Annotated in this window: 24 protein-coding genes; 15 read left to right on the forward strand and 9 right to left on the reverse strand. The window is 61.0% G+C overall.

Annotated features, from left to right (window positions below; all coding sequences use genetic code 11):
* Positions 1-157 precede the first annotated feature (157 nt).
* Entirely contained in the window at positions 158-622 is a 465-nt protein-coding gene (rirA, locus tag BBX50_RS11790) for an iron-responsive transcriptional regulator RirA (RefSeq protein ID WP_065775514.1), read from the forward strand.
* A 27-nt stretch (positions 623-649) separates the two neighbouring features.
* On the opposite strand, the gene BBX50_RS11795 is transcribed toward rirA, so the two are convergent.
* Positions 650-1,039, reverse strand: coding sequence for a response regulator (locus tag BBX50_RS11795; protein WP_065775515.1), 390 nt, complete (start codon positions 1,037-1,039; stop codon positions 650-652).
* A 76-nt stretch (positions 1,040-1,115) separates the two neighbouring features.
* Positions 1,116-1,829, reverse strand: coding sequence for a helix-turn-helix transcriptional regulator (locus tag BBX50_RS11800; protein WP_065775516.1), 714 nt, complete (start codon positions 1,827-1,829; stop codon positions 1,116-1,118).
* Between the two features lie 660 nt (positions 1,830-2,489).
* On the opposite strand from BBX50_RS11800, the gene BBX50_RS11805 reads away from it, so the two are divergent.
* The 8 genes from BBX50_RS11805 (at position 2,490) to BBX50_RS11835 (ending at position 10,014) form a co-directional block, all read left to right on the forward strand.
* Positions 2,490-4,085: an ABC transporter substrate-binding protein gene (locus BBX50_RS11805; protein ID WP_065775517.1), complete on the forward strand. Its 1,596-nt coding sequence runs from the start codon at positions 2,490-2,492 to the stop codon at positions 4,083-4,085.
* Between the two features lie 202 nt (positions 4,086-4,287).
* A complete protein-coding gene (locus BBX50_RS11810; RefSeq protein ID WP_065775518.1) occupies positions 4,288-5,292 on the forward strand; it encodes an ABC transporter permease subunit in 1,005 nt (334 codons plus the stop codon).
* A 10-nt stretch (positions 5,293-5,302) separates the two neighbouring features.
* Positions 5,303-6,211, forward strand: coding sequence for an ABC transporter permease subunit (locus tag BBX50_RS11815; protein ID WP_065775519.1), 909 nt, complete (start codon positions 5,303-5,305; stop codon positions 6,209-6,211).
* Between the two features lie 2 nt (positions 6,212-6,213).
* Positions 6,214-7,056, forward strand: a complete 843-nt coding sequence (locus BBX50_RS11820) for an ABC transporter ATP-binding protein (RefSeq protein ID WP_083213593.1) — start codon at positions 6,214-6,216, stop codon at positions 7,054-7,056.
* Entirely contained in the window at positions 7,053-7,880 is an 828-nt protein-coding gene (locus tag BBX50_RS11825; protein ID WP_065775520.1) for a dipeptide ABC transporter ATP-binding protein, read from the forward strand. The genes BBX50_RS11820 and BBX50_RS11825 overlap by 4 nt, the downstream gene beginning before the upstream one ends.
* Positions 7,881-8,057: 177 nt before the next feature.
* On the forward strand, positions 8,058-8,405 hold the full coding sequence (locus tag BBX50_RS11830) for a RidA family protein (protein ID WP_065775521.1): 348 nt from the start codon (positions 8,058-8,060) through the stop codon (positions 8,403-8,405).
* Positions 8,406-8,578: 173 nt separating this feature from the next.
* On the forward strand, positions 8,579-8,749 hold the full coding sequence (locus tag BBX50_RS30470; protein ID WP_201723459.1) for a hypothetical protein: 171 nt from the start codon (positions 8,579-8,581) through the stop codon (positions 8,747-8,749).
* A 119-nt stretch (positions 8,750-8,868) separates the two neighbouring features.
* Positions 8,869-10,014, forward strand: coding sequence for an AI-2E family transporter (locus BBX50_RS11835; protein WP_065775522.1), 1,146 nt, complete (start codon positions 8,869-8,871; stop codon positions 10,012-10,014).
* 19 nt (positions 10,015-10,033) lie between these two features.
* Here BBX50_RS11835 and BBX50_RS11840 read toward each other — a convergent pair whose 3' ends face one another.
* Positions 10,034-10,831, reverse strand: a complete 798-nt coding sequence (locus BBX50_RS11840; protein WP_065775523.1) for a response regulator — start codon at positions 10,829-10,831, stop codon at positions 10,034-10,036.
* A 186-nt stretch (positions 10,832-11,017) separates the two neighbouring features.
* On the opposite strand from BBX50_RS11840, the gene BBX50_RS11845 reads away from it, so the two are divergent.
* Entirely contained in the window at positions 11,018-11,236 is a 219-nt protein-coding gene (locus BBX50_RS11845; protein ID WP_065775578.1) for a NepR family anti-sigma factor, read from the forward strand.
* 48 nt (positions 11,237-11,284) lie between these two features.
* Here BBX50_RS11845 and BBX50_RS11850 read toward each other — a convergent pair whose 3' ends face one another.
* Positions 11,285-11,533: a glycine zipper domain-containing protein gene (locus tag BBX50_RS11850; RefSeq protein ID WP_065775524.1), complete on the reverse strand. Its 249-nt coding sequence runs from the start codon at positions 11,531-11,533 to the stop codon at positions 11,285-11,287.
* A gap of 619 nt (positions 11,534-12,152) precedes the next feature.
* On the opposite strand from BBX50_RS11850, the gene BBX50_RS11860 reads away from it, so the two are divergent.
* Both BBX50_RS11860 and BBX50_RS11865 read left to right on the forward strand, forming a co-directional pair.
* Positions 12,153-12,473 carry a hypothetical protein gene (locus tag BBX50_RS11860; RefSeq protein WP_065775526.1) on the forward strand — a complete coding sequence of 107 codons (321 nt, stop codon included), beginning with the start codon at positions 12,153-12,155 and terminating at the stop codon, positions 12,471-12,473.
* Between the two features lie 48 nt (positions 12,474-12,521).
* Positions 12,522-12,719, forward strand: a complete 198-nt coding sequence (locus BBX50_RS11865; RefSeq protein WP_065775527.1) for a CsbD family protein — start codon at positions 12,522-12,524, stop codon at positions 12,717-12,719.
* A gap of 134 nt (positions 12,720-12,853) precedes the next feature.
* Here BBX50_RS11865 and BBX50_RS11870 read toward each other — a convergent pair whose 3' ends face one another.
* A complete protein-coding gene (locus BBX50_RS11870) occupies positions 12,854-13,051 on the reverse strand; it encodes a hypothetical protein (protein WP_065775528.1) in 198 nt (65 codons plus the stop codon).
* A gap of 226 nt (positions 13,052-13,277) precedes the next feature.
* Between BBX50_RS11870 and BBX50_RS11875 the strand changes: the two genes are divergently transcribed.
* Both BBX50_RS11875 and BBX50_RS11880 read left to right on the forward strand, forming a co-directional pair.
* The gene (locus BBX50_RS11875) at positions 13,278-13,442 is read left to right on the forward strand and encodes a DUF1328 domain-containing protein (protein ID WP_065775529.1); all 165 of its coding nucleotides are present in this window, start codon (positions 13,278-13,280) and stop codon (positions 13,440-13,442) included.
* A gap of 294 nt (positions 13,443-13,736) precedes the next feature.
* Positions 13,737-14,990, forward strand: a complete 1,254-nt coding sequence (locus BBX50_RS11880) for an FAD-binding oxidoreductase (protein WP_065775530.1) — start codon at positions 13,737-13,739, stop codon at positions 14,988-14,990.
* A gap of 84 nt (positions 14,991-15,074) precedes the next feature.
* Here the strand turns inward: BBX50_RS11880 and BBX50_RS11885 are convergent, their stop codons facing one another.
* On the reverse strand, positions 15,075-15,815 hold the full coding sequence (locus BBX50_RS11885; protein WP_244515120.1) for a 3-oxoacyl-ACP reductase family protein: 741 nt from the start codon (positions 15,813-15,815) through the stop codon (positions 15,075-15,077).
* 105 nt (positions 15,816-15,920) lie between these two features.
* Here BBX50_RS11885 and BBX50_RS11890 point away from each other — a divergent pair, with 105 nt between their 5' ends.
* The gene (locus BBX50_RS11890) at positions 15,921-16,541 is read left to right on the forward strand and encodes a TetR/AcrR family transcriptional regulator (RefSeq protein WP_065775532.1); all 621 of its coding nucleotides are present in this window, start codon (positions 15,921-15,923) and stop codon (positions 16,539-16,541) included.
* 97 nt (positions 16,542-16,638) lie between these two features.
* Here BBX50_RS11890 and BBX50_RS11895 read toward each other — a convergent pair whose 3' ends face one another.
* The 3 genes from BBX50_RS11895 to BBX50_RS11905 form a co-directional block, all read right to left on the reverse strand.
* On the reverse strand, positions 16,639-17,034 hold the full coding sequence (locus tag BBX50_RS11895) for a hypothetical protein (RefSeq protein ID WP_065775533.1): 396 nt from the start codon (positions 17,032-17,034) through the stop codon (positions 16,639-16,641).
* A 378-nt stretch (positions 17,035-17,412) separates the two neighbouring features.
* Complete coding sequence (locus BBX50_RS11900) at positions 17,413-17,661, reverse strand: hypothetical protein (RefSeq protein WP_065775534.1); 249 nt, start codon at positions 17,659-17,661, stop codon at positions 17,413-17,415.
* A 180-nt stretch (positions 17,662-17,841) separates the two neighbouring features.
* The gene (locus BBX50_RS11905; protein ID WP_065775535.1) at positions 17,842-18,348 is read right to left on the reverse strand and encodes a hypothetical protein; all 507 of its coding nucleotides are present in this window, start codon (positions 18,346-18,348) and stop codon (positions 17,842-17,844) included.
* Positions 18,349-18,358: the final 10 nt, after the last annotated feature.

Genomic DNA, 18,358 nt, shown 5'->3' on the forward strand with positions numbered 1-18,358 from the left:
AAAATGCTCATCTTTCTTGACCGCGGCATGGCAAACAGTCAATCGGGAAACCGTAAACACTCAAGAAGAAGTGACTTTTGGAGCTTTTTGGAATTGTTCCAAACTATGATCCGTCCTATATGATGAGTTCGTGAACCTCTCGATGCCGGAGTGAATGATGCGTCTGACGAAACAAACGAACTACGCCGTTCGCATGTTGATGTATTGCGCTGCCAATGGCGAAAAGCTCAGCCGCATTCCCGAGATCGCCAGGGCCTACGGCGTCTCCGAGTTGTTTCTGTTCAAGATTTTGCAGCCCTTGACCAAGGCCGGCCTCGTGGAGACCGTCCGCGGCCGCAACGGCGGCGTGCGTCTGCCGAAGCCCGCATCGGCCATTACGCTGTATGATGTCGTCAAGGTCACGGAAGACAGTTTCGCGATGGCGGAATGCTTCGAGGCGGGTGAGATCGAATGCCCGCTCGTCGACAGTTGTGGCCTCAACTCGGCACTGCGCAAGGCGCTGAACGCCTTCTTCGAGGTGCTCCAGGGCTACACGATCGACGACCTCGTCAAGGCGCGTCCGCAGATCAACTTCCTGCTCGGCCTCGAAGAGCCCAAGCGTCCGCAGACCACGGCGGCGTGACATTGGAAGAATTGACTGCCGCCGCGTTTACTCTGGCGGCAGATACTCCCGCAAGATGAAGTCGATTGCTGTCGGGTCGATTTCGGCCTTGTCGATGCGAAAATCGGCACCGTATTCTTCCAGATTCTGAAAATAGGGGTCGGTAAGCGACGCCGAGATCACCCCGATTGGTCCGATATAGCCATGGTGTCTGAGCGCGGGGACGGTCTCGCGAAAATCGGCCTGTGGCTTGAGGCGGTTGTCGAGCAGGATCATAGACACCGGCTCCCCGGAACGCAGGAACTCCAGCGCACTTTCCATCGTCTGGCAGTAATGCAGCTGGATGTCGACGTTGCTGACCTTGCGGATCAGCGCGCGCAGGATCAGGTTTTCCGCCGGATCGTCGTCAACGAGCAGAATGTGGGCTTTTCGCGTCATGACCGATACTCTTGCTGATTGCGAGCGTCCTGTTCGTTGGGCGCGGCTCTCGTAAAGCAAAGCTGCGCATCGGCTGTCATTGTATGATCTGCTCTCGGATCGCCTTCGCCACCATCTGGGTGCGGTTGACGACGTCGAGCTTTTTCAGGATCGTTGCCGTGTGGGAATTCACCGTGTGCTCAGACACGGAGACGATGAGGGCAATCTCGCTCGCCGTCTTGCCGTGCGAGATCCATTTGAGAATTTCGGTTTCCCTTGGCGTGAGCCCCATGCCGGCCTTGTTGGCCAGCGCGACCCGGTAAAAATAGTCGAAGGCGCAGATAGCGTCGTAGGCAAGCCCGATATGTTCTGCACGGCCGATATCCTCGCCGTCGCCGAGAAAGAGCACGGCGTAGCGGGCGCCCGTGGCAGCAGCGTGCACCGGTACGCTGACCAGCAGCTCGAAGCCGAGCTGCACGAGCAGGTTCTGGCCGGGATCGCAGTTCGGATCTTCAGACCGCCAGACCGACGAAATCGCCGATCTGTGCAGTGTCTTGTAAAACAGGCTGTCACCGAAGCGATGGCGCTTGTCGTACTCCTCGGCAAGCCCCGACGGCAGGTCGTGCAACGCCAGCCGGGAGGACAGCATGCAGGCGTCGTTCTCGCTGCCGAGTTGGAGAATGCCGAAATGGCTGAAACCGAAGCGCAATGCCATCGTATGGAATATGCGGAAGAAGTCGACGCGATTGAGCGCTTTCTCGAGTTCGTCGCGAAGATCGTACCGCCTGTGATTTTCCAGCAAAGCCGCCACGGAATGGCTATCCCCTTGTCGTCGTGCGGCAGTCTAGCCCGCGCGCAGCAGCGATCAATCGGCAAAGTGCGTGGCGGCCGACAGCGAGCGTCATGCCCGTCCCTCGGCAGACCCGCCGAAAAATGAGGCGCCGCAAGAGGCGGCTGTCAGTCCCTCCCAAGGACATTTTGGCACGTCGATTGTCTCCCCCGAGATTTGTGTACATTTTATTGCACAATCGTGTTGGAAATTTCTACCATACTATCTTGGGATTGACGGAAGGCGGCGACGATCGAATCGCCCTCTTGTAGCGCATGATCGTGCCGGGCCGGGAAGGCGCCGCTGTTTCGCCGGATGGCTGTTCGCGCTAGAATAGGGTGCGCCGCTCCCGGTGCATGGCGACCACCAGGGAAGGGCGGCGCTGGGTTGCAGCAGGCCTGCAGAAACGGCCCGGAAACCGGGTTCGCGCCCGTCGCGCGGTGCCAGTTTGTCAGTCGATTCTAAAATAGTGGACAGATATCCCGGCTCTACCTGCGGACGAATTTTTCGCATAGACAAATTTCTGCGGCGACTTATTGCAATGCGACGCCAAATGTCGTTCCATCCGGCCTTGACCGGGGGGCAACGGCATTCCGCGTCAGGAAAACACGAGAACAAAAACAAATCTGGGAAGCAAAGCTCATGAAAAAGCTCACTACTCTGTTTGCAGCGACGGCGCTTGCCACGCTGATGGCCGGCTCTGCCTGGTCGAAGACGTTCGTCTATTGCTCGGAAGGTTCGCCTGAGGGTTTTGACCCGGGCCTGTATACCGCCGGCACGACGTTCGACGCGGCTGCGCACACGGTCTACAACCGCCTTCTCGAGTTCAAGAAGGGCACGACGGAAGTCGAGCCGGGTCTTGCTGAGAGCTGGACGATTTCCGACGACGGCCTGGTTTACACCTTCAAGCTGCGTTCGGGCGTCAAGTTCCAGACCACCGAGTTCTTTACGCCGTCGCGTGACTTCAATGCAGACGACGTGGTGTTCTCCTATGAGCGTCAGCTGAAGGCCGACAATCCGTGGAACAAGTACATCGCTGGCGCTTCGTGGGAATACGCTGCCGGCATGGGCTTCCCGGAAGTCATCAAGTCGGTCGAGAAGGTTGACGACCTGACGGTCAAGTTCACCCTGACGCGCAAGGAAGCGCCGTTCCTCGCCAACATCGCGATGCCCTTCGCTTCGATCCTGTCGAAGGAATACGCCGACAAGCTGCAGGCTGACGGCAAGATGGAGCAGATGAACCAGATGCCGCTCGGCACCGGTCCGTTCGCTTTCGTCGCCTACCAGCAGGACGCGGTCATCCGCTACAAGGCAAACCCGGACTACTGGGGTGGCAAGCAGAAGATCGACGACCTCGTCTTCGCGATCACTTCTGACGCTTCGGTTCGCTTCCAGAAGCTCCAGGCTGGCGAATGCCACCTGATGCCGTTCCCGAATGCTGCCGACGTTGAAAAGATGAAGGCAGACCCGAACCTGAAGGTCATGGAACAGGCCGGCCTCAACGTCTCCTACCTCGCCTACAACACCACCCAGGCTCCGTTCGACAAGCCGGAAGTCCGTAAGGCGCTGAACAAGGCGATCAACAAGCAGGCGATTGTCGATGCCGTCTTCCAGGGCGCAGCCCAGCCGGCCGTCAACCCGATCCCGCCGACGATGTGGTCCTACAACGACAAGATCGAAGACGACACCTACGAGCCCGAAGTCGCCAAGAAGATGCTTGAGGACGCAGGCGTCAAGGACCTGTCGATGAAGCTCTGGGCGATGCCGGTATCGCGTCCGTACATGCTGAACGCCCGCCGTGCAGCCGAGCTGATGCAGTCGGACTTCGCCAAGGTCGGCGTCAAGGTCGAGATCGTCTCCTACGAATGGGCCGAGTACCTCGACAAGTCCAAGGCCAAGGATCGTGACGGTGCCGTCATCCTCGGCTGGACCGGCGACAACGGTGACCCGGACAACTTCCTCGACACGCTTCTCGGCTGCAACGCTGTCGGCGGCAACAACCGCGCCCAGTGGTGCAACCAGGAATTCGACGCCCTCGTGAAGAAGGCGAAGGAAACCTCTGACCCAGCAGAGCGCACCAAGCTCTACGAAGAGGCGCAGGTCGTCTTCAAGCGCGAAGCGCCGTGGGCCACCATCGACCACTCGCTCTCGGTCGTACCGATGCGCAAGAACGTTGAAGGCTTCGTTCAGAGCCCGCTCGGCGATTTTGCCTTCGACGGCGTGGACATCACCGAGTAATTTAGTTAACTGATCCTTAAGGGGGCGTTTGCCAAGGGCAAGCGCCCCTCTTTGCATCCACTATAGCGACCCGAGTTCCACCTGGAGCGCAAACGGTCGCTGTGGCATTTCGACTTGCTGCATGCTTCGCCGTTAATGGGAAGGCATGCAGTGGTGCCAGCGGCGGGATACAATGCCGCGGCAACATGGCGCGGGGTTTAACATGTTCCGATTTCTCTTGGGGCGATTGGCTGTCCTGATACCGACCTTCGTCGGCGTCTCCATCATCGCCTTCTCCTTCATCCGCCTGCTTCCGGGCGATCCGGTTGCGCTGCTTTCGGGCGAGCGCGTCATGTCGCCGGAGCGACATGCTGAAATTTCACATGCGCTCGGTTTCGACCGGCCGATCGTGGTCCAGTACCTGGACTACCTCTGGGGTGTGCTTCAGGGTGATTTCGGCACCTCGATCGTGACCAAGAAGCCGGTCATCGACCAGTTCTTCGAACTGTTCCCGGCAACCGTCGAGCTGTCGCTCTGCGCGATCCTGTTTGCCGTCATCCTCGGCATTCCGGCGGGCGTGATCGCCGCGATCAAGCGCGGCTCTGCCGTCGACCAGGCGATGATGGGGACGGCACTCGTCGGCTTCTCCATGCCGATCTTCTGGTGGGGCCTGCTGCTCATCATGCTGGTCTCCGGCATGCTGCAGTGGACGCCGGTCTCCGGCCGCATCTCGCTGATGTACTTCTTCCCGCCGGTCACCGGCTTCATGCTTGTTGACTCGCTGCTTTCAGGTCAGGCCGGTGCCTTCAAGTCGGCGGTCAGCCACCTGATCCTGCCGACGATCGTGCTTGGGACCATTCCGCTCGCGGTCATTGCGCGCCAGACGCGCTCGGCGATGCTTGAGGTTCTCTCCGAAGACTACGTGCGCACGGCGCGTGCCAAGGGGCTTTCGACCTTCCGGGTCGTCGGCGTCCATGCGCTGCGCAACGCGATGATTCCGGTGGTCACCACCATCGGCCTGCAGGTGGGCGTCATGCTCGCCGGCGCGATCCTCACCGAAACGATCTTCTCCTGGCCGGGCATCGGCAAGTGGATGGTGGATTCGGTGTCGCGTCGCGACTACGCCGTGATCCAGGGCGGCCTTCTGGTCATCGCTGCGGTGATCATGCTGGTCAACCTCATCGTCGACCTGCTCTATGGTCTCATCAATCCGCGCATCCGGCACTAAGGAGGGCGTCATGTCTCAAGCTGCTGCAACAAGCACCGTTTCGACCGATCCGTCCCGCCGGGCGCGTCTGGCCGAATTCTGGTATTACTTCTCCGAGAACCGAGGCGCCGTCATCGGCCTCGTGTTCTTCCTGTTCCTCGTTCTGCTTGCGGTCTTTGCGCCGTGGATCGCGCCGCATGATCCGGTGGCACAATACCGCGATGCGGTCCTGGTTCCGCCGGTCTGGCAGGAGGGCGGCCGCGCCGGATATCTGCTCGGCACCGATGCCGTCGGCCGCGACATGCTCTCCCGCCTGATCTACGGCACGCGCTTCTCGCTGTTCGTCGGTGTCATCGTCACGACGCTGTCGCTCGTCGGCGGCATCGCGCTCGGCGTTATCGCCGGCTACTTCCGTGGCTGGGTCGATACCGTCATCATGCGCGTCATGGACATCATCCTCGCCTTCCCGTCGCTGCTGCTGGCCCTGGTGCTGGTGGCTGTCCTCGGCCCGGGCCTTGTCAACGCCATGATCGCGATCGCACTCGTCTTCCAGCCGCACTTCGTGCGCCTGACGCGTGCTGCCGTCATGAGCGAAAAGACCCGTGACTATGTGGTTGCCGCCAAGGTTGCCGGTGCCGGTCATGGTCGACTGATGTTCAAGACGATCCTGCCCAACTGTATGGCGCCGCTGATCGTCCAGGCGACGCTGTCTTTCTCGAGCGCCATTCTCGATGCGGCCGCCCTCGGCTTCCTCGGCATGGGCGCCCAGCCGCCGACACCGGAATGGGGCACGATGCTTGCCGAAGCACGCGAGTTCATCAGCAGCCACTGGTGGGTGGTCACGCTCCCGGGTATCGCGATCCTGATCACGGTGCTCGCGATCAACCTGATGGGTGACGGCCTGCGCGATGCGCTTGATCCCAAGCTGAAGAGGTCCTGATCATGGCGCTTCTCGAAATCGAAAACCTGGTCGTCGAATTCCAGACGGCTTCCGGTCCCTTCCGTGCCGTCAACGGCGTGTCGATGAAGGTGCATGAACGCGAAGTGCTGGCGATCGTCGGCGAGTCCGGCTCGGGCAAGTCCGTGTCGATGCTGGCGGCCATGGGACTTCTGCCCTGGACGGCAAAAGTGACGGCCGACAAGCTCACCTTCAACGGCCGCGACCTGCTCGGCATGTCGGCGAACGAACGGCGCAAGATCGTCGGCAAGGATATTGCCATGATCTTCCAGGAGCCGATCGCCAGCCTCAATCCGTGCTTCACCGTCGGCTTCCAGATTGAGGAAGTGCTGCGCATCCACATGGGTCTCGACAAGGCCGGGCGCCGCAAACGGGCGATCGAACTGTTCGAGGCGGTCGGCATTCCGGATCCGGCCGAGCGGCTCGGCCACTACCCGCACCAGATGTCGGGCGGCCAGTGCCAGCGCGTGATGATCGCGATCGCCATCGCCTGCAATCCGAAGCTGCTCATTGCTGACGAGCCGACGACAGCACTCGACGTGACGATCCAGAAGCAGATTCTCGACCTGTTGATGAAGCTGCAGGCCGAGCACAAGATGGGTCTGATCATGATCACCCACAACATGGGCGTGGTTGCGGAAACGGCCGACCGCGTCGTCGTGCAGTACAAGGGCCGCAAGATGGAAGAGGCCGACGTGCTGACGCTCTTTGAAAATCCGAAGAGCAACTACACGCGGGCGCTTCTCGCAGCTCTTCCCGACAACGCAACAGGTGATCGTCTGCCGACGATCTCCGAACTCTTCGTCGATGAAGGAGCGGCCCAATGAGCGTGATCCTCGAAGCGCGCAATCTGGTGCGCGACTACCACATCCCTGGCGGCCTCATCAAAAAGGCAAAGACGGTTCATGCGCTGAAAGGCGTGAGCTTCAGCGTCGAACAGGGCAAGACGCTGGCGATCGTCGGTGAAAGCGGCTGCGGCAAGTCCACGCTCGGCCGCATCCTCACCCTGATCGACCCGGCAACCTCGGGCGAGCTCTTGATCGAAGGCAAGAAGATCGACATCGCGAAGGGCGACATGACGGCGGAGATGCGCCGCAAGGTGCAGATCGTCTTCCAGAACCCCTATGGCTCGCTCAACCCGCGCCAGAAGATCGGCGACATCCTGATGGAGCCGCTGGTCATCAACACCGACACGCCGGCCGACGAGCGTCGCGATCGGGCAATGACGATGCTGAAGAAGGTCGGTCTCACCGAGCTGCACTTCAACCGCTACCCGCACATGTTCTCCGGCGGCCAGCGCCAGCGTATCGCCATTGCGCGCGCGTTGATGCTCAACCCGAAGCTCCTGGTGCTGGACGAACCGGTCTCGGCGCTCGACCTGTCGGTTCAGGCACAGGTGCTGAACCTGCTCGCCGACCTGCAGGATGAGCTCAAGCTGACCTACGTCTTCATCAGCCATGACCTTTCGGTCGTGCGCTACATCGCCGACGACGTCATGGTGATGTATTTCGGCGAGGCGGTCGAATATGGCAGCCGCGACGAGGTCTTCGCCGACCCGAAGCACAGCTACACCAAGACGCTGTTTGCCGCGACGCCGCGTGCCGACGTTGAGAGCATCAAGGCGCGCCTTGCCAAGAAGCAGGCGGCCTGAACCGCTGCGGGTTGATCGCGAATGAAACAGGAAGCCGGGACATCGTTCCCGGCTTCTTTGACTCAAGGGCACGATCGTGTAGAGGTGTCGCGCCGCCTTCACTTCTCGCCTTTGGGCGGCGGGCAGCCGCTTTTTCGGCCGGACTGACCTGTTCGGCCCAACCTCAGGAACACGTTCATGGAAATCAAGCGTTTCGAAACCGGCCCCCGTATGAGCCAGGCCGTGGTCTACAACAACACCGTTTACCTCGCCGGCCAGGTCGGCAACGCCGGTGATGATGTCGTGACGCAGACGAAGCAGGCGCTTGCCGAAGTCGACCGTCTTCTGGCGCTCGCCGGCACCGACAAGACCCGCATCCTCTCGGCCACCATCTGGCTCGCCGACATGGCCGACTTCCCGAAGATGAACTCGGTCTGGGACGCCTGGGTTCCGCAGGGCAACACACCGGCCCGCGCCACCGGCGAAGCCAAGCTCGCGACCCCGGAATATCTCGTCGAAGTGATTGTCGTCGCCGCTGCAGCCTAAGACCGGCGGTTCGGGCTTTCCCGTATCTTGTTTCAGCGCCGTCGGACCTGGTGTCCGGCGGCGTTTTTCGTGGCGCCGTTTGGGTCGTGCAGGGAACCAATCGGCGAGCCCGCACGTTTATCGTCCGAACCAAGAAACTGGCCAAAAATACGGGCCAACCGGGAGGACTGTCGATGCTCTACTGGCTGCCACGGGTCTGTGTCCTTCTCTTAGCGGGCGTCCTGATCGCTTTCGGTCTCATTCCGCACACCGCCGCAGGTGTCGCCAACACCTTGCTCATCATCATTCTCGGCCTCGGTCTGCTCTCGCTGACCTTGCATGTCTTTCCACCGGAACGTCATTGATCGTGCGCGATCCAGCCGGCGAGCCTCAATCTGAGGCGAAGCGTGCGGCCGGGCAGTCCGATGTCCTGGCCGGAAGACCAGACGCCGCTCGCGCGCCCGTGCCAGAAGAACAGCGAGGCATGATCGTGGAAACCTTGCGGCGTGTCGGTTCTTCGCACGACTACAGACGCACAAGACGCCTCGTCGAGGAGGAGGCTGCGGTCGCGACCGCAGCGCCGTCGACGGCGCCGAAGCGTGATGGCATCGACCTGATGGTCGCCTGGAGCATCGTCGGCCTCTTCGTCATTGCCGCGTCCGCTGCCATCTACACCCTGGAGACGATCCTGCTGCCCATCACCTTCGCGATCGTTGTCGGTATCGTCCTCGGGCGCACCGCTGACGCGCTGGCGCGCTATGGTTTGCCGCCGATCTTCGGCGGCCTGCTGCTGGCGATGATTTTCGTGATCGGTCTGTCCTTCCTTGTCAACGCGCTGCTCGGCCCGTTGACGGCACTCGCTTCCGAAGCGCCGAAGCTTGCCGAAGGCGTCGTGGCGCGCATCATGCCCTTTATCGACCGGTTTGAATGGTTACGGCTGGCGGTTGCCCGGAGCGTAGGTAACGATGCGATTGCCGATACCGTTATGAAGAACGCCGGCCCGATGCTCGCTGCCACCGCCGCGGGACTGACACCGGCCCTCGTGCAGACTTTGATTTTTCTGGCAGCGCTCGGTTTGTTTCTGCTCGGCCGGCTGCAACTGCGCAAGGCCATCATTCTCGCCTTTGCCAGTCGCGAGCGGCGCCTCAGCGCCATCCGCATCATGAATGCCATTGAAGATGCGCTCGCGCGCTATTTCTCCATCGCCAGTCTGATCTATCTGGCGCTTGGAACCATGACGATGGTCATCGCGCTCGTCGGTGGCCTCGCCATGCCGCCGCTCTGGGGACTGTTTGCCTTCGTCTCGAGTTTCATTCCCTATCTCGGCGTGACGGTGATGACGCTGAGCCTGCTCGCGGCGGGGCTGATGACACATGAGGTCTTGTGGCTGGGGGTGGCGCCGGCCGTGGCTTTCTTCATCGTTCACCTCGCCATGGAAAATCTCGCAATTCCGGCCATCCTCGGCAACGAGCTCGAGGTCAACCCGTTCCTTGTGTTCATTGCGATCGTCTTCTGGACATGGATGTGGGGCGCGGTCGGCGCCATGCTGGCGCTACCGCTTTCTCTCATCGTCCTCGCAATCGTCGAAGAAATCCGTGAGCACCCGCCGGAGCGGCAGCTGCCTGGCTGAACGCCCCCACGGGAAAAGATCAGCGCCGAGCCGAGCGGGCGTGTTCGTCGAAGAACAGCGCCTGGCTGATCAGCGCCTTCACCATGTCCGGATTGAACGGCTTGGTCACGAGGAAGGCTGGTTCCGGCCGCTTGCCGGTGAGCAGCCGCTCGGGGAAGGCGGTGATGAAGATCACCGGCACGGCAGCTTGCCTGAGGATCTCGTTGACCGCATCGATACCGGAACTGCCATCGGCAAGCTGGATGTCGGCAAGCACCATCTTCGGAGAGGTTTTGCGGTAGAGGTCGAGCGCTTCGTCGTGGGTGCGCGCAATGCCTGTGACCCGGTGGCCGAGGCTGGTCACCATGTCTTCGATGTCGAGCGCGATCAATGGTTCGTCTTCGATGATCAGGACGTCGGTTGCGACCTGCCGTGAGATATCCTCGGAGGCGATCGTCAGAAGCTTTGAAAACTCGCCCTGGCTGAGGCTCATGATCTCCGCTGCATCGGCGATCGAAAACCCTTCGACCGACACGAGCAGAAAGGCCTGCCGCGGTGACGGTGCAATCAACGAGAGGTTGGCGGCCGCCTGCTGTTCCCAGGCGAACGGCGATGTGTTTTCCGTCCGGTCGATCGATATCTTCTCAAATTGCGTGCAGAACAGCTTGTAGAGGCCGATGCGGTCGTTGGCTGTTTCCGGAAAGAGGCTGATGTCTTCGATCAGCGCTTCGAGAACGGCGGCCACATATCCGTCGCCTGCGGCCTGCGATCCGGTGACGGCGCGGGCGTAGCGGCGCAGGAACGGCAAGTGTGGCGCAATCCGGGTCGAAAGTGACATCAACAACTTCCTTAAGTGCAAGGCGATTCGTTTTTCTGAGGATAGGGGACACGCGGCGGAATAGGTGGATGTTTTGAACACGTTTTTCGGCTTAGAGCAAATCCGGGAAATGTTCGAAGCGGTGTGCCCTCCGGTTTGGCGGGCAATGGAAAACCGAAAGCGATGACACGGGCGGTGGGGCGAACCATGGGCGAAGAGAGCGGAAAAAACGATGGGCCGGATGGGCCGACCGGGGGTGCCGCCGACACGCTTGATCTGCGTGGGTCGCTCGGTGCCAGATTGAAGGCGCTCTATCAGGCTCTGGAGCAGGAACCCATTCCCGAACTGTTTATCGATCTACTTCAAAAGCTGGATGAGGCGGAGGCCGCGCCCGAAGGTGCGCCGATTGGACGGGTTCCAGTTTAAGGGAAAGAAACGGGCGTCAGCCCGTTTCTTCGTGCCTTTGCGCTGTGATCAGCAGGCCGCTTCGTAGCGGCGGCCGTAACGGTCGCGATAGATGCAGCGGCCCGGCTCATTGGCATTGCCGATCAGCGCACCGGCAACGCCGCCGATCGCTGCGCCCACGGCTGCACCCCTGACGTTGCCCGTGGCTGCACCGCCGATGATGGCGCCGCCAGTTGCGCCGATCGCTGCGCCTTTCTCCGTTTGCGTGCACGCGGCGAGGGGGAGGATCAGGCTTGCTACGATAAGTATCTTCTTCATGACGCGTTCCTATCAGAGGGTTGCTTTGTTGAACTGAGAATCAATTTGTCGGAAATCGATTTGCCGGGACTGATGATGATGAGAATGACGACAATGAGGCGTCTTCCGTTCCCGGTACCGCGCCGTTTCGTCCGGCTTCGATGTTACCTTAACGATCTTTGCCCCGCTCGCGATGGGCGAGCCCACCTGCATGTTTCCTTCAGCCGTTGACGACTTAAGGACAAAAACATGCGGAAGGTCAAAGTGCTGCAGCGACCTTTGCGCATCTGAGATGCGCGGCGCCTTAGCGGTGTCTCCCTGCCTGGCCAGTCTGTCCTCCATCGCTCCGCCGCGGTCGCAGCACTTGTTATCGTTGCGAAAACGAGAACCGGCGCGTTTTGTTCCATCATTGGATCAGGTAGGGCGCGGCCGTGATGGTTGCGCATCGAGATCAGCGCCCGGCGCTCTCTAGCCGCTCCGCGGTCCAGTCCGCGTTCCCGGCGGGAGTTGTTCGGGCGCAAAAAGCGGCACAAACGCACCGCGCGCACGAAAGTTCCAGGAAATATTTGATGTCCGTTTGCGGAACCGGAGATCGTGCATGGCCGTTTTCCGTTCACGTTTGACGGTAGGGAGCATGCGAATGGAACACATTGCCGCGATCATGGTCCTGGTCGGCTGCATGCAGACGACAGAGGCCTGCCGCGAAGTGCCGGCGCCGACAGTGGCTTTCGAAACGGTAGAAGAGTGCCGCGAACTGCTGGCCCCGGCGATAGAGGCGACGGCAGAGACCTTCAAGCGCGCCTATGGCGCCTGCGCAGAAGTCGATCCCGCCCTGTTCGTGGAAGACGCGACTATCGAGTGGCAGGTCACGCCGCGCGGTCAGCTCCGGGTCGACGTTAGGGTTGACGATGGCAGCTACGCCGTCGCCGCGCGCCACGACCGTGCGAAGGCTCGCAATTGAGTTCACGGGTTGCTGCTTGGGCGACCGCACCAACTGAAAGGCTAAGGCATGAACTGGGATATCGTTGAAGGCAGATGGCACGAATTGAAGGGTAAGATCCAGGCTCAATGGGGCAAGCTGACCAATGATGACCTCGATGTCATCGATGGTCGCCGAGAAGAACTCGCCGGGCGGATTCAAGCGCGATACGGAATCGCCCGCGATGAGGCGGAACGCCAGATCGATGAATGGATGTCCCGCAGCTAGAGCGGTTTTGGCAGGCGGGCCGCTGCTTCCCGCCCCATGAGCAATGTGTAAGAACAAGCAACGCGTAAAAACGGGGAAAAACAAGAGCCGCCCGGCATAGGCCGTGGCGGCCTTCGCTTCAAAGCGGGATCGAACTACTTCTTCTTCGCCATCGACTCGCGCCGGCGAAGCTTTTCAAGAAGACGCTCAAGCTTGGCGCTCTGTTCTTCACCGTCTCGGGTGTACAGATCGCGCATCGTCTTTCCGATGTGAAGATTTTCATCAGGACGGCTTGCCTTCTTGCGACCAGCCTCAACCGCCGTTTTCCAAATATGTGCTACCGGCATCTTCATTTCGACCCTGCGTGTTCCATGGGTGGAGAACGTCAGAGCATTGCGAAGGTTCCGGGCGTTTCTGGCGCAAAGCGTCTCGTTTTGGGACTCTTTTGTCTAGGATGGTAAGTGAATGGTTAATGTCGTTGGATCCGAAAGCTCTGATGTATGGATCTTGTCCGGTTTTCTGGAACAAAGAGATAGTTTTGGCGTTTGCATTGCAGTAATGCAGGCAAGGAGAATTGCTATGTTATACTATGCGCTTGTCTTCCTCGTTGTGGCAATCATAGCGGGTGTACTTGGTTTCGGCGGGATCGCGGGTACGTCCGCTGGTATCGCGCAGATCCTTTTCTTCCTCTTCCTCATCTTCCTGGTGGTCTCGCTCGTCGCCGGCCTGGTCCGTCGAGGCTGAACAAATCCTGGGAGAGAATTGCAACGCATTCGAGAAGGGCGGCGCCGGCGTCGCCCTTGTTGCGTATTGTCGGCGGATCGTCTGCTTGCCCTTGCAGGTCCGCTTGGCTATTGATGCCGCAACCGTCGTTTTCGCCTTGGGATACCGAACATTATGAAATCGCTGGAACTGCTCGTTGAGCGGATCACCCTCCTCGAGCAGATCATGAACGCGCTGAAGAAGAAATGATGCTGGTGTCGTGGCTTCCTTCAGCGAAGCCGCGGTTCGTCGTGATTGCCTAACGGGGTCTGCAAAATGAAGACTGACGTAGTGGTTCTGGGCGCCGGCATCGTCGGCATTTCCGCCGCCATCCATCTGGCACGACGCGGAAAGTCGGTGGTCCTGCTCGATCGTCGCGGCGCCGGGGAGGAAACCTCCTACGGCAATGCGGGCCTGATCCAGCGCGAGGGCGTGTTTCCGTACGGCTTCCCGCATGACTTCGGCGCGCTCTTCCGTTATGCGCTGAACAACACCATCGACGCCCATTATCACGTCCGTGCCCTGCCGGGCCTGGTGCCGTTCCTGGCGCGCTACTGGTGGCACTCGGGCTTTACCCAGCACCAGCGCATCGCCCATCTGTACGCGCCGCTGATCGAGCATTCGATTAGCGAACACCAGGATCTGATCGAGGCGTCCGGCGCTGGCGATCTCATCCGCAAGGACGGATGGATGAAGGTGTTCCGCACCGAAAAGCAACGGGACGCCGCCTTTAAGGAGGCGGAAAAGCTCTCGGCTGGTTTCGGTGTCAACCACCAGAAGCTCTCAACAAGCGAACTGAAGACGATCGAGCCGTCGATCAAGGCCGATCTCGTCGGCGGATTGCGCTGGAGCGATCCCTGGTCGATCCGCGACCCGCACAGCCTCAACAAGGCCTATCTCTCCTATTTCCAGTCGCTGGGTGGGCGCCTTGTTTCCGGCGATGCGGCGACAACCGAACATATTCTTGAGGGCCCCGGCTGGCGTGTTGCAACCCCTGAGGGGCCGCTGGAGACCCGCGAAGTCGTCGTGGCGCTCGGCCCCTGGGCCGACACGGTCACCCGCAAGCTCGGCTATCATATCCCGCTCGCGGTGAAGCGCGGCTACCATATGCACTACGGCACGCAGGAGGGGGCGCAGCTCAACAACTGGGTGCTCGATGCCGAGAAGGGCTATTTCCTGGCGCCGATGCTGCGCGGCATCCGTTTGACGACCGGAGCGGAGTTTGCCTGGCGCGATGCACCGAAGACGCCGGTGCAGTTGACGCGGGCCGAGCGGGTGGCGCGCGAATTCTTCCCGCTCGCCGAACGCCGCGATGAAGAGCCATGGATGGGCGCGCGCCCCTGCACGCCGGACATGATGCCGGTTATCGGTAGGGCCCCCCGTCACGAGGGCCTGTGGTTTGCCTTTGGCCATGCACATCACGGCATGACGCTCGGGCCGGTGACCGGCCGGGCGCTGGCCGAGGCCATGACCGGAGAAAAGACGGTCATCGACATCGCGCCGTATCGCCCGGGGCGCTTCCTGGCCTGAAGCAGGCAGATATGGGAAACTGGATTTTGCCGATGAGAGGGCCGGAAGCCACGCTCCCGGCCTTTCCGCATTTCTGTTTCAGGGTCAGGCGTTGGTGCCGCCGTCGATGGTGAATTCGGCGCCGGTGACGCTGCGGCTGTCGGGGCCGGCGAGCCAGGCGACGAGGCCTGCCACGTCGCTTGCCTCATTGAAGCGCGGGATCGCCATCAACCCGCGTTGGGGACCGGCGTGATCACCGTCGGCGGGGTTCATGTCCGTATCTGTCGAGCCGGGGTGGACGACATTCACGGTGATGCCCTTTGACCCGAGGTCGCGCGCCACCGCCTTGCTAAATCCCACCAGAGCGCTCTTGCTCAGCACATAGAGACTCATGCCAGGCCAGGGAACGCGTGCGGCAAGGTTGCTGCCGATCGAGATGACGCGCCCGCCTTCCGGCATGTGGGCGGCGGCAGCGCGCGTCGCTAGAAACACGGCTTTGACGTTGACGTCGATCGTCCGGTCGAAATCCTCCGCAGTCACCTCCGTCACCGTTCCGGCATCGAAGACGCCGGCATTGTTGACGAGGATGTCGATGCGGCCGTGTTTTTCGGCAACCGTTTTGACGGCGGCTTCGACCGCCCCCGGATTCCGGTTGTCCGCCTGGAGTGCCAGCGCTCTGCCGCCATCCCTGGTGATCTCCGCCACAAGTGCCTCGGCCTTCGCCTTCGACTGGCTGTAGGTCACAGCCACCGTTGCGCCGTCGGCTGCCAGCCGTTTTGCGATTGCCGCGCCGATGCCGCGGCTGCCGCCTGTCACCAGGGCCACCTTATCTTTCAGACTCGTCACTGGGTTCTCCATATTTGTAGTGGTCAATACATATATGGAGAAACGACTTGCTGTTTGTTGTCAAGCGATTTATGTATTGATCGTTACAGAAAGGAATTCGCTTTGATGTCGAGCCGCGGACGACCACGCAACTTCTCCCGGGAGGAGGCGCTGAGGAGCGCCATGCAGCTCTTCTGGGACAGGGGTTATGACAACACGTCGCTGGCGGATCTCACCCGGGCGATGGGATTGAACCCGCCAAGCCTTTACGCCGCTTTCGGCAGCAAGGCGCAGCTCTTCCTAGAGGCGGTCGACCTTTATGGCCGGACCGATGGTGCCGGGATCTGGGATGGCCTCGAGACGGCTCCGACCGCAAAGGCGGCGGTGCACGACCTTCTAAGGCGCACTGCGGAGAATTTTACCCGGCGTGGCGAGCCGAGAGGCTGCATGGTGGTCTTGTCCGCGCCGCAGATGGCGGGCGGAGATACGGAAGTCTGCGACGCACTGAAGGTGCGCCGGCTGGAGAAGCAGGCGGCGCTGGAGCAGCGTTTTGAACGCGGTGTTGCCGAAGGGGACATGCCATGCGGCATCGACTGCCCGGCGATCGCCGCCTATGTCGCCTCGCTGCAGCACGGCATGTCGATCGAAGCGCGCGATGGTGCCACACGGGAAACCTTGCTGGCGATTGCCGAATGCGCCGTTGCCGGCTGGGACGCAATGATCGCAGCTTCGATCAAGCGAGACTAAGCGACAGATGGCCCGCGCAGCGTCCAGTCATGCTTGTCGACCGTGTCGCTGCAGGCGGCCGGAGCATTTCTCCGGCCCTTCTGGTCATGCGCGAACGTTATTGCGCCGGCTGTGTCATTCCAGGCGTCGTGCCCGGGGTTGATCCAGGGGTCGAGCCCTGCGTTTCCGGTGTTTGCGTACCCTGCTGCGGCGTTGTCGTGGTATCAGCGGGCGGCGTGGTCCGGCTGGTGGTGTCGGTCGTCGATTGACCCGCCGGTTGATCGGTGGTCGCCGGCAGCGGTGTGGTTGCGGTATCGCGGCTCAGCTCGGCCGGCAGCCAGGCGATCAGCGCCAGTACGAGACCGGCGAGCAGGATGATGACGATCGGCCAGTTGCTGCGCCTGCGGGGCTCCTCGGTCACTTCGCTCGTCTGTGTCGGCAAAACCGACTGTATTGTCTGCCCTGTCACCGGGTCGATCACCGGCTTGTCCTTGAACTCTTCGTGCTGGTTCATTGCATCAATCCTTTCTTGGCGTCCTCCAGGCTGGGGCGACCGCTCCTGAACCTTTCCGGGCAGTCGCAGGCACTGGATTTCGCACCGTCGCGAAGTCGAGCGACAAGGGCGCCCGAAGGGCGCGTGACACAACCGTAAACGCGCGAAAATTTGCAATGTTCCGGTGGTTACAACCCATGGGGCGCCTGAGAGGTGCGGCCGGCGTTACAGCGGCTGTTTCCGCTGCAAGAAAAAGGGCGCTCAGGGAGGGGGACGCGACATGACGGATCCAGCGCCTCGCAACGGCACCTTTGGCGCGGCGGCAATGATGCGCAATCTTGCGGGGCGAGGGCTGCCATAGGCCGCACGCTTGTCGGGGCGCGTTCGCGACGTCAGTGGCTAGGTCATGTTCCGCATGATCCAGAGCGACCGGCCCTCATGGGCTATACCGAACACCGCTTGAAGGCGCGCATCGTCCTTGAGCCTTTCAGCCTCGGCGACGTCGAGATGGAAGACCTCCTGGTCGGTTTCGTTCGCATTCGGCGTAATCCACCAGCGCCGACCCTCCTGACAAAGCCCGGCTTCCGGATGTTCCTGGATGTACTCGATCGCATAGGCTGCGTCCGCATTTCTGCCGGTCTCGAACATCTGCCTCTCTCCGCCTGATCTTGTTGGAGCCGGACGTGATTATGCGCCTATTCGGACGATGCGGCAGCAAAAACCGCCGGCCTATGGAAGCAACGATGTCTGCAAGGCCGAACGCGATCCTCTGGTCGAGGGCACGGACGGCTAGCCATCACCTTTGGGCGGCGGCATGACGACAAGCGGCTACTCACGCCCGAGCCGACCGTTCCGGTGGGCCATCGATTGCGTGATGGCGTACGCGGTTGGCGACCTCTTTCCAGGCAGGCTTGCGTCCAGAATGAGCGTCTTCGCGTCGCTGGCGCTGGTCGCGATCTCGAGCAATTGGGTTGAAGATTGAATGCGCCACATACGGTAGCCGGTGTGCTTTTTAGGCGCAGGTGGCTGGACGTCAAACCCGCAACCGACCGGGTCTTGGTCTTCGGGGCCGACAACGATGAATATCCGGTTGGAGTCCAAGCGGTAACAATGGCCCTCGAAGGCATAACCATAGGCTAAAACGATGGAATGCTGAGTGCTCGTCAATGGATCGGGGCCGGCATAAAGCTGAAATCTCAACTCGAGGTCCTGCTGGCCGATGCTGAGCTTTCCATGGTCATCTTCGCTGTTGAGTTTCACGCCGTACAGGATGAGCGCATCGGGAAAATAGAGCCCCGTTTCAGCGGGTGCAGGCAAGTGTTGTTCATTATCCATCTCGATTTCC

This window comes from Ensifer sp. LC11 (assembly GCF_001695835.1).
GTDB lineage: Bacteria > Pseudomonadota > Alphaproteobacteria > Rhizobiales > Rhizobiaceae > Ensifer.

Coding starts and splice junctions, on each gene's coding strand:
- BBX50_RS11830 (WP_065775521.1), top strand. CDS start 8,058: ATGGAAATCAAGCGTTTCGAAACCGGCCCCCGTATGAGCCAGGCCGTG.
- BBX50_RS11820 (WP_083213593.1), top strand. CDS start 6,214: ATGGCGCTTCTCGAAATCGAAAACCTGGTCGTCGAATTCCAGACGGCT.
- BBX50_RS11870 (WP_065775528.1), bottom strand. CDS start 13,051: ATGAAGATGCCGGTAGCACATATTTGGAAAACGGCGGTTGAGGCTGGT.
- BBX50_RS11805 (WP_065775517.1), top strand. CDS start 2,490: ATGAAAAAGCTCACTACTCTGTTTGCAGCGACGGCGCTTGCCACGCTG.
- BBX50_RS11890 (WP_065775532.1), top strand. CDS start 15,921: ATGTCGAGCCGCGGACGACCACGCAACTTCTCCCGGGAGGAGGCGCTG.
- BBX50_RS11815 (WP_065775519.1), top strand. CDS start 5,303: ATGTCTCAAGCTGCTGCAACAAGCACCGTTTCGACCGATCCGTCCCGC.
- BBX50_RS11845 (WP_065775578.1), top strand. CDS start 11,018: ATGGGCGAAGAGAGCGGAAAAAACGATGGGCCGGATGGGCCGACCGGG.
- rirA (WP_065775514.1), top strand. CDS start 158: ATGCGTCTGACGAAACAAACGAACTACGCCGTTCGCATGTTGATGTAT.
- BBX50_RS11895 (WP_065775533.1), bottom strand. CDS start 17,034: ATGAACCAGCACGAAGAGTTCAAGGACAAGCCGGTGATCGACCCGGTG.
- BBX50_RS11905 (WP_065775535.1), bottom strand. CDS start 18,348: ATGGATAATGAACAACACTTGCCTGCACCCGCTGAAACGGGGCTCTAT.
- BBX50_RS11840 (WP_065775523.1), bottom strand. CDS start 10,831: ATGTCACTTTCGACCCGGATTGCGCCACACTTGCCGTTCCTGCGCCGC.
- BBX50_RS11880 (WP_065775530.1), top strand. CDS start 13,737: ATGAAGACTGACGTAGTGGTTCTGGGCGCCGGCATCGTCGGCATTTCC.
- BBX50_RS11825 (WP_065775520.1), top strand. CDS start 7,053: ATGAGCGTGATCCTCGAAGCGCGCAATCTGGTGCGCGACTACCACATC.
- BBX50_RS11810 (WP_065775518.1), top strand. CDS start 4,288: ATGTTCCGATTTCTCTTGGGGCGATTGGCTGTCCTGATACCGACCTTC.
- BBX50_RS11850 (WP_065775524.1), bottom strand. CDS start 11,533: ATGAAGAAGATACTTATCGTAGCAAGCCTGATCCTCCCCCTCGCCGCG.
- BBX50_RS11795 (WP_065775515.1), bottom strand. CDS start 1,039: ATGACGCGAAAAGCCCACATTCTGCTCGTTGACGACGATCCGGCGGAA.
- BBX50_RS11900 (WP_065775534.1), bottom strand. CDS start 17,661: ATGTTCGAGACCGGCAGAAATGCGGACGCAGCCTATGCGATCGAGTAC.
- BBX50_RS11865 (WP_065775527.1), top strand. CDS start 12,522: ATGAACTGGGATATCGTTGAAGGCAGATGGCACGAATTGAAGGGTAAG.
- BBX50_RS30470 (WP_201723459.1), top strand. CDS start 8,579: ATGCTCTACTGGCTGCCACGGGTCTGTGTCCTTCTCTTAGCGGGCGTC.
- BBX50_RS11835 (WP_065775522.1), top strand. CDS start 8,869: ATGATCGTGGAAACCTTGCGGCGTGTCGGTTCTTCGCACGACTACAGA.
- BBX50_RS11875 (WP_065775529.1), top strand. CDS start 13,278: ATGTTATACTATGCGCTTGTCTTCCTCGTTGTGGCAATCATAGCGGGT.
- BBX50_RS11860 (WP_065775526.1), top strand. CDS start 12,153: ATGGAACACATTGCCGCGATCATGGTCCTGGTCGGCTGCATGCAGACG.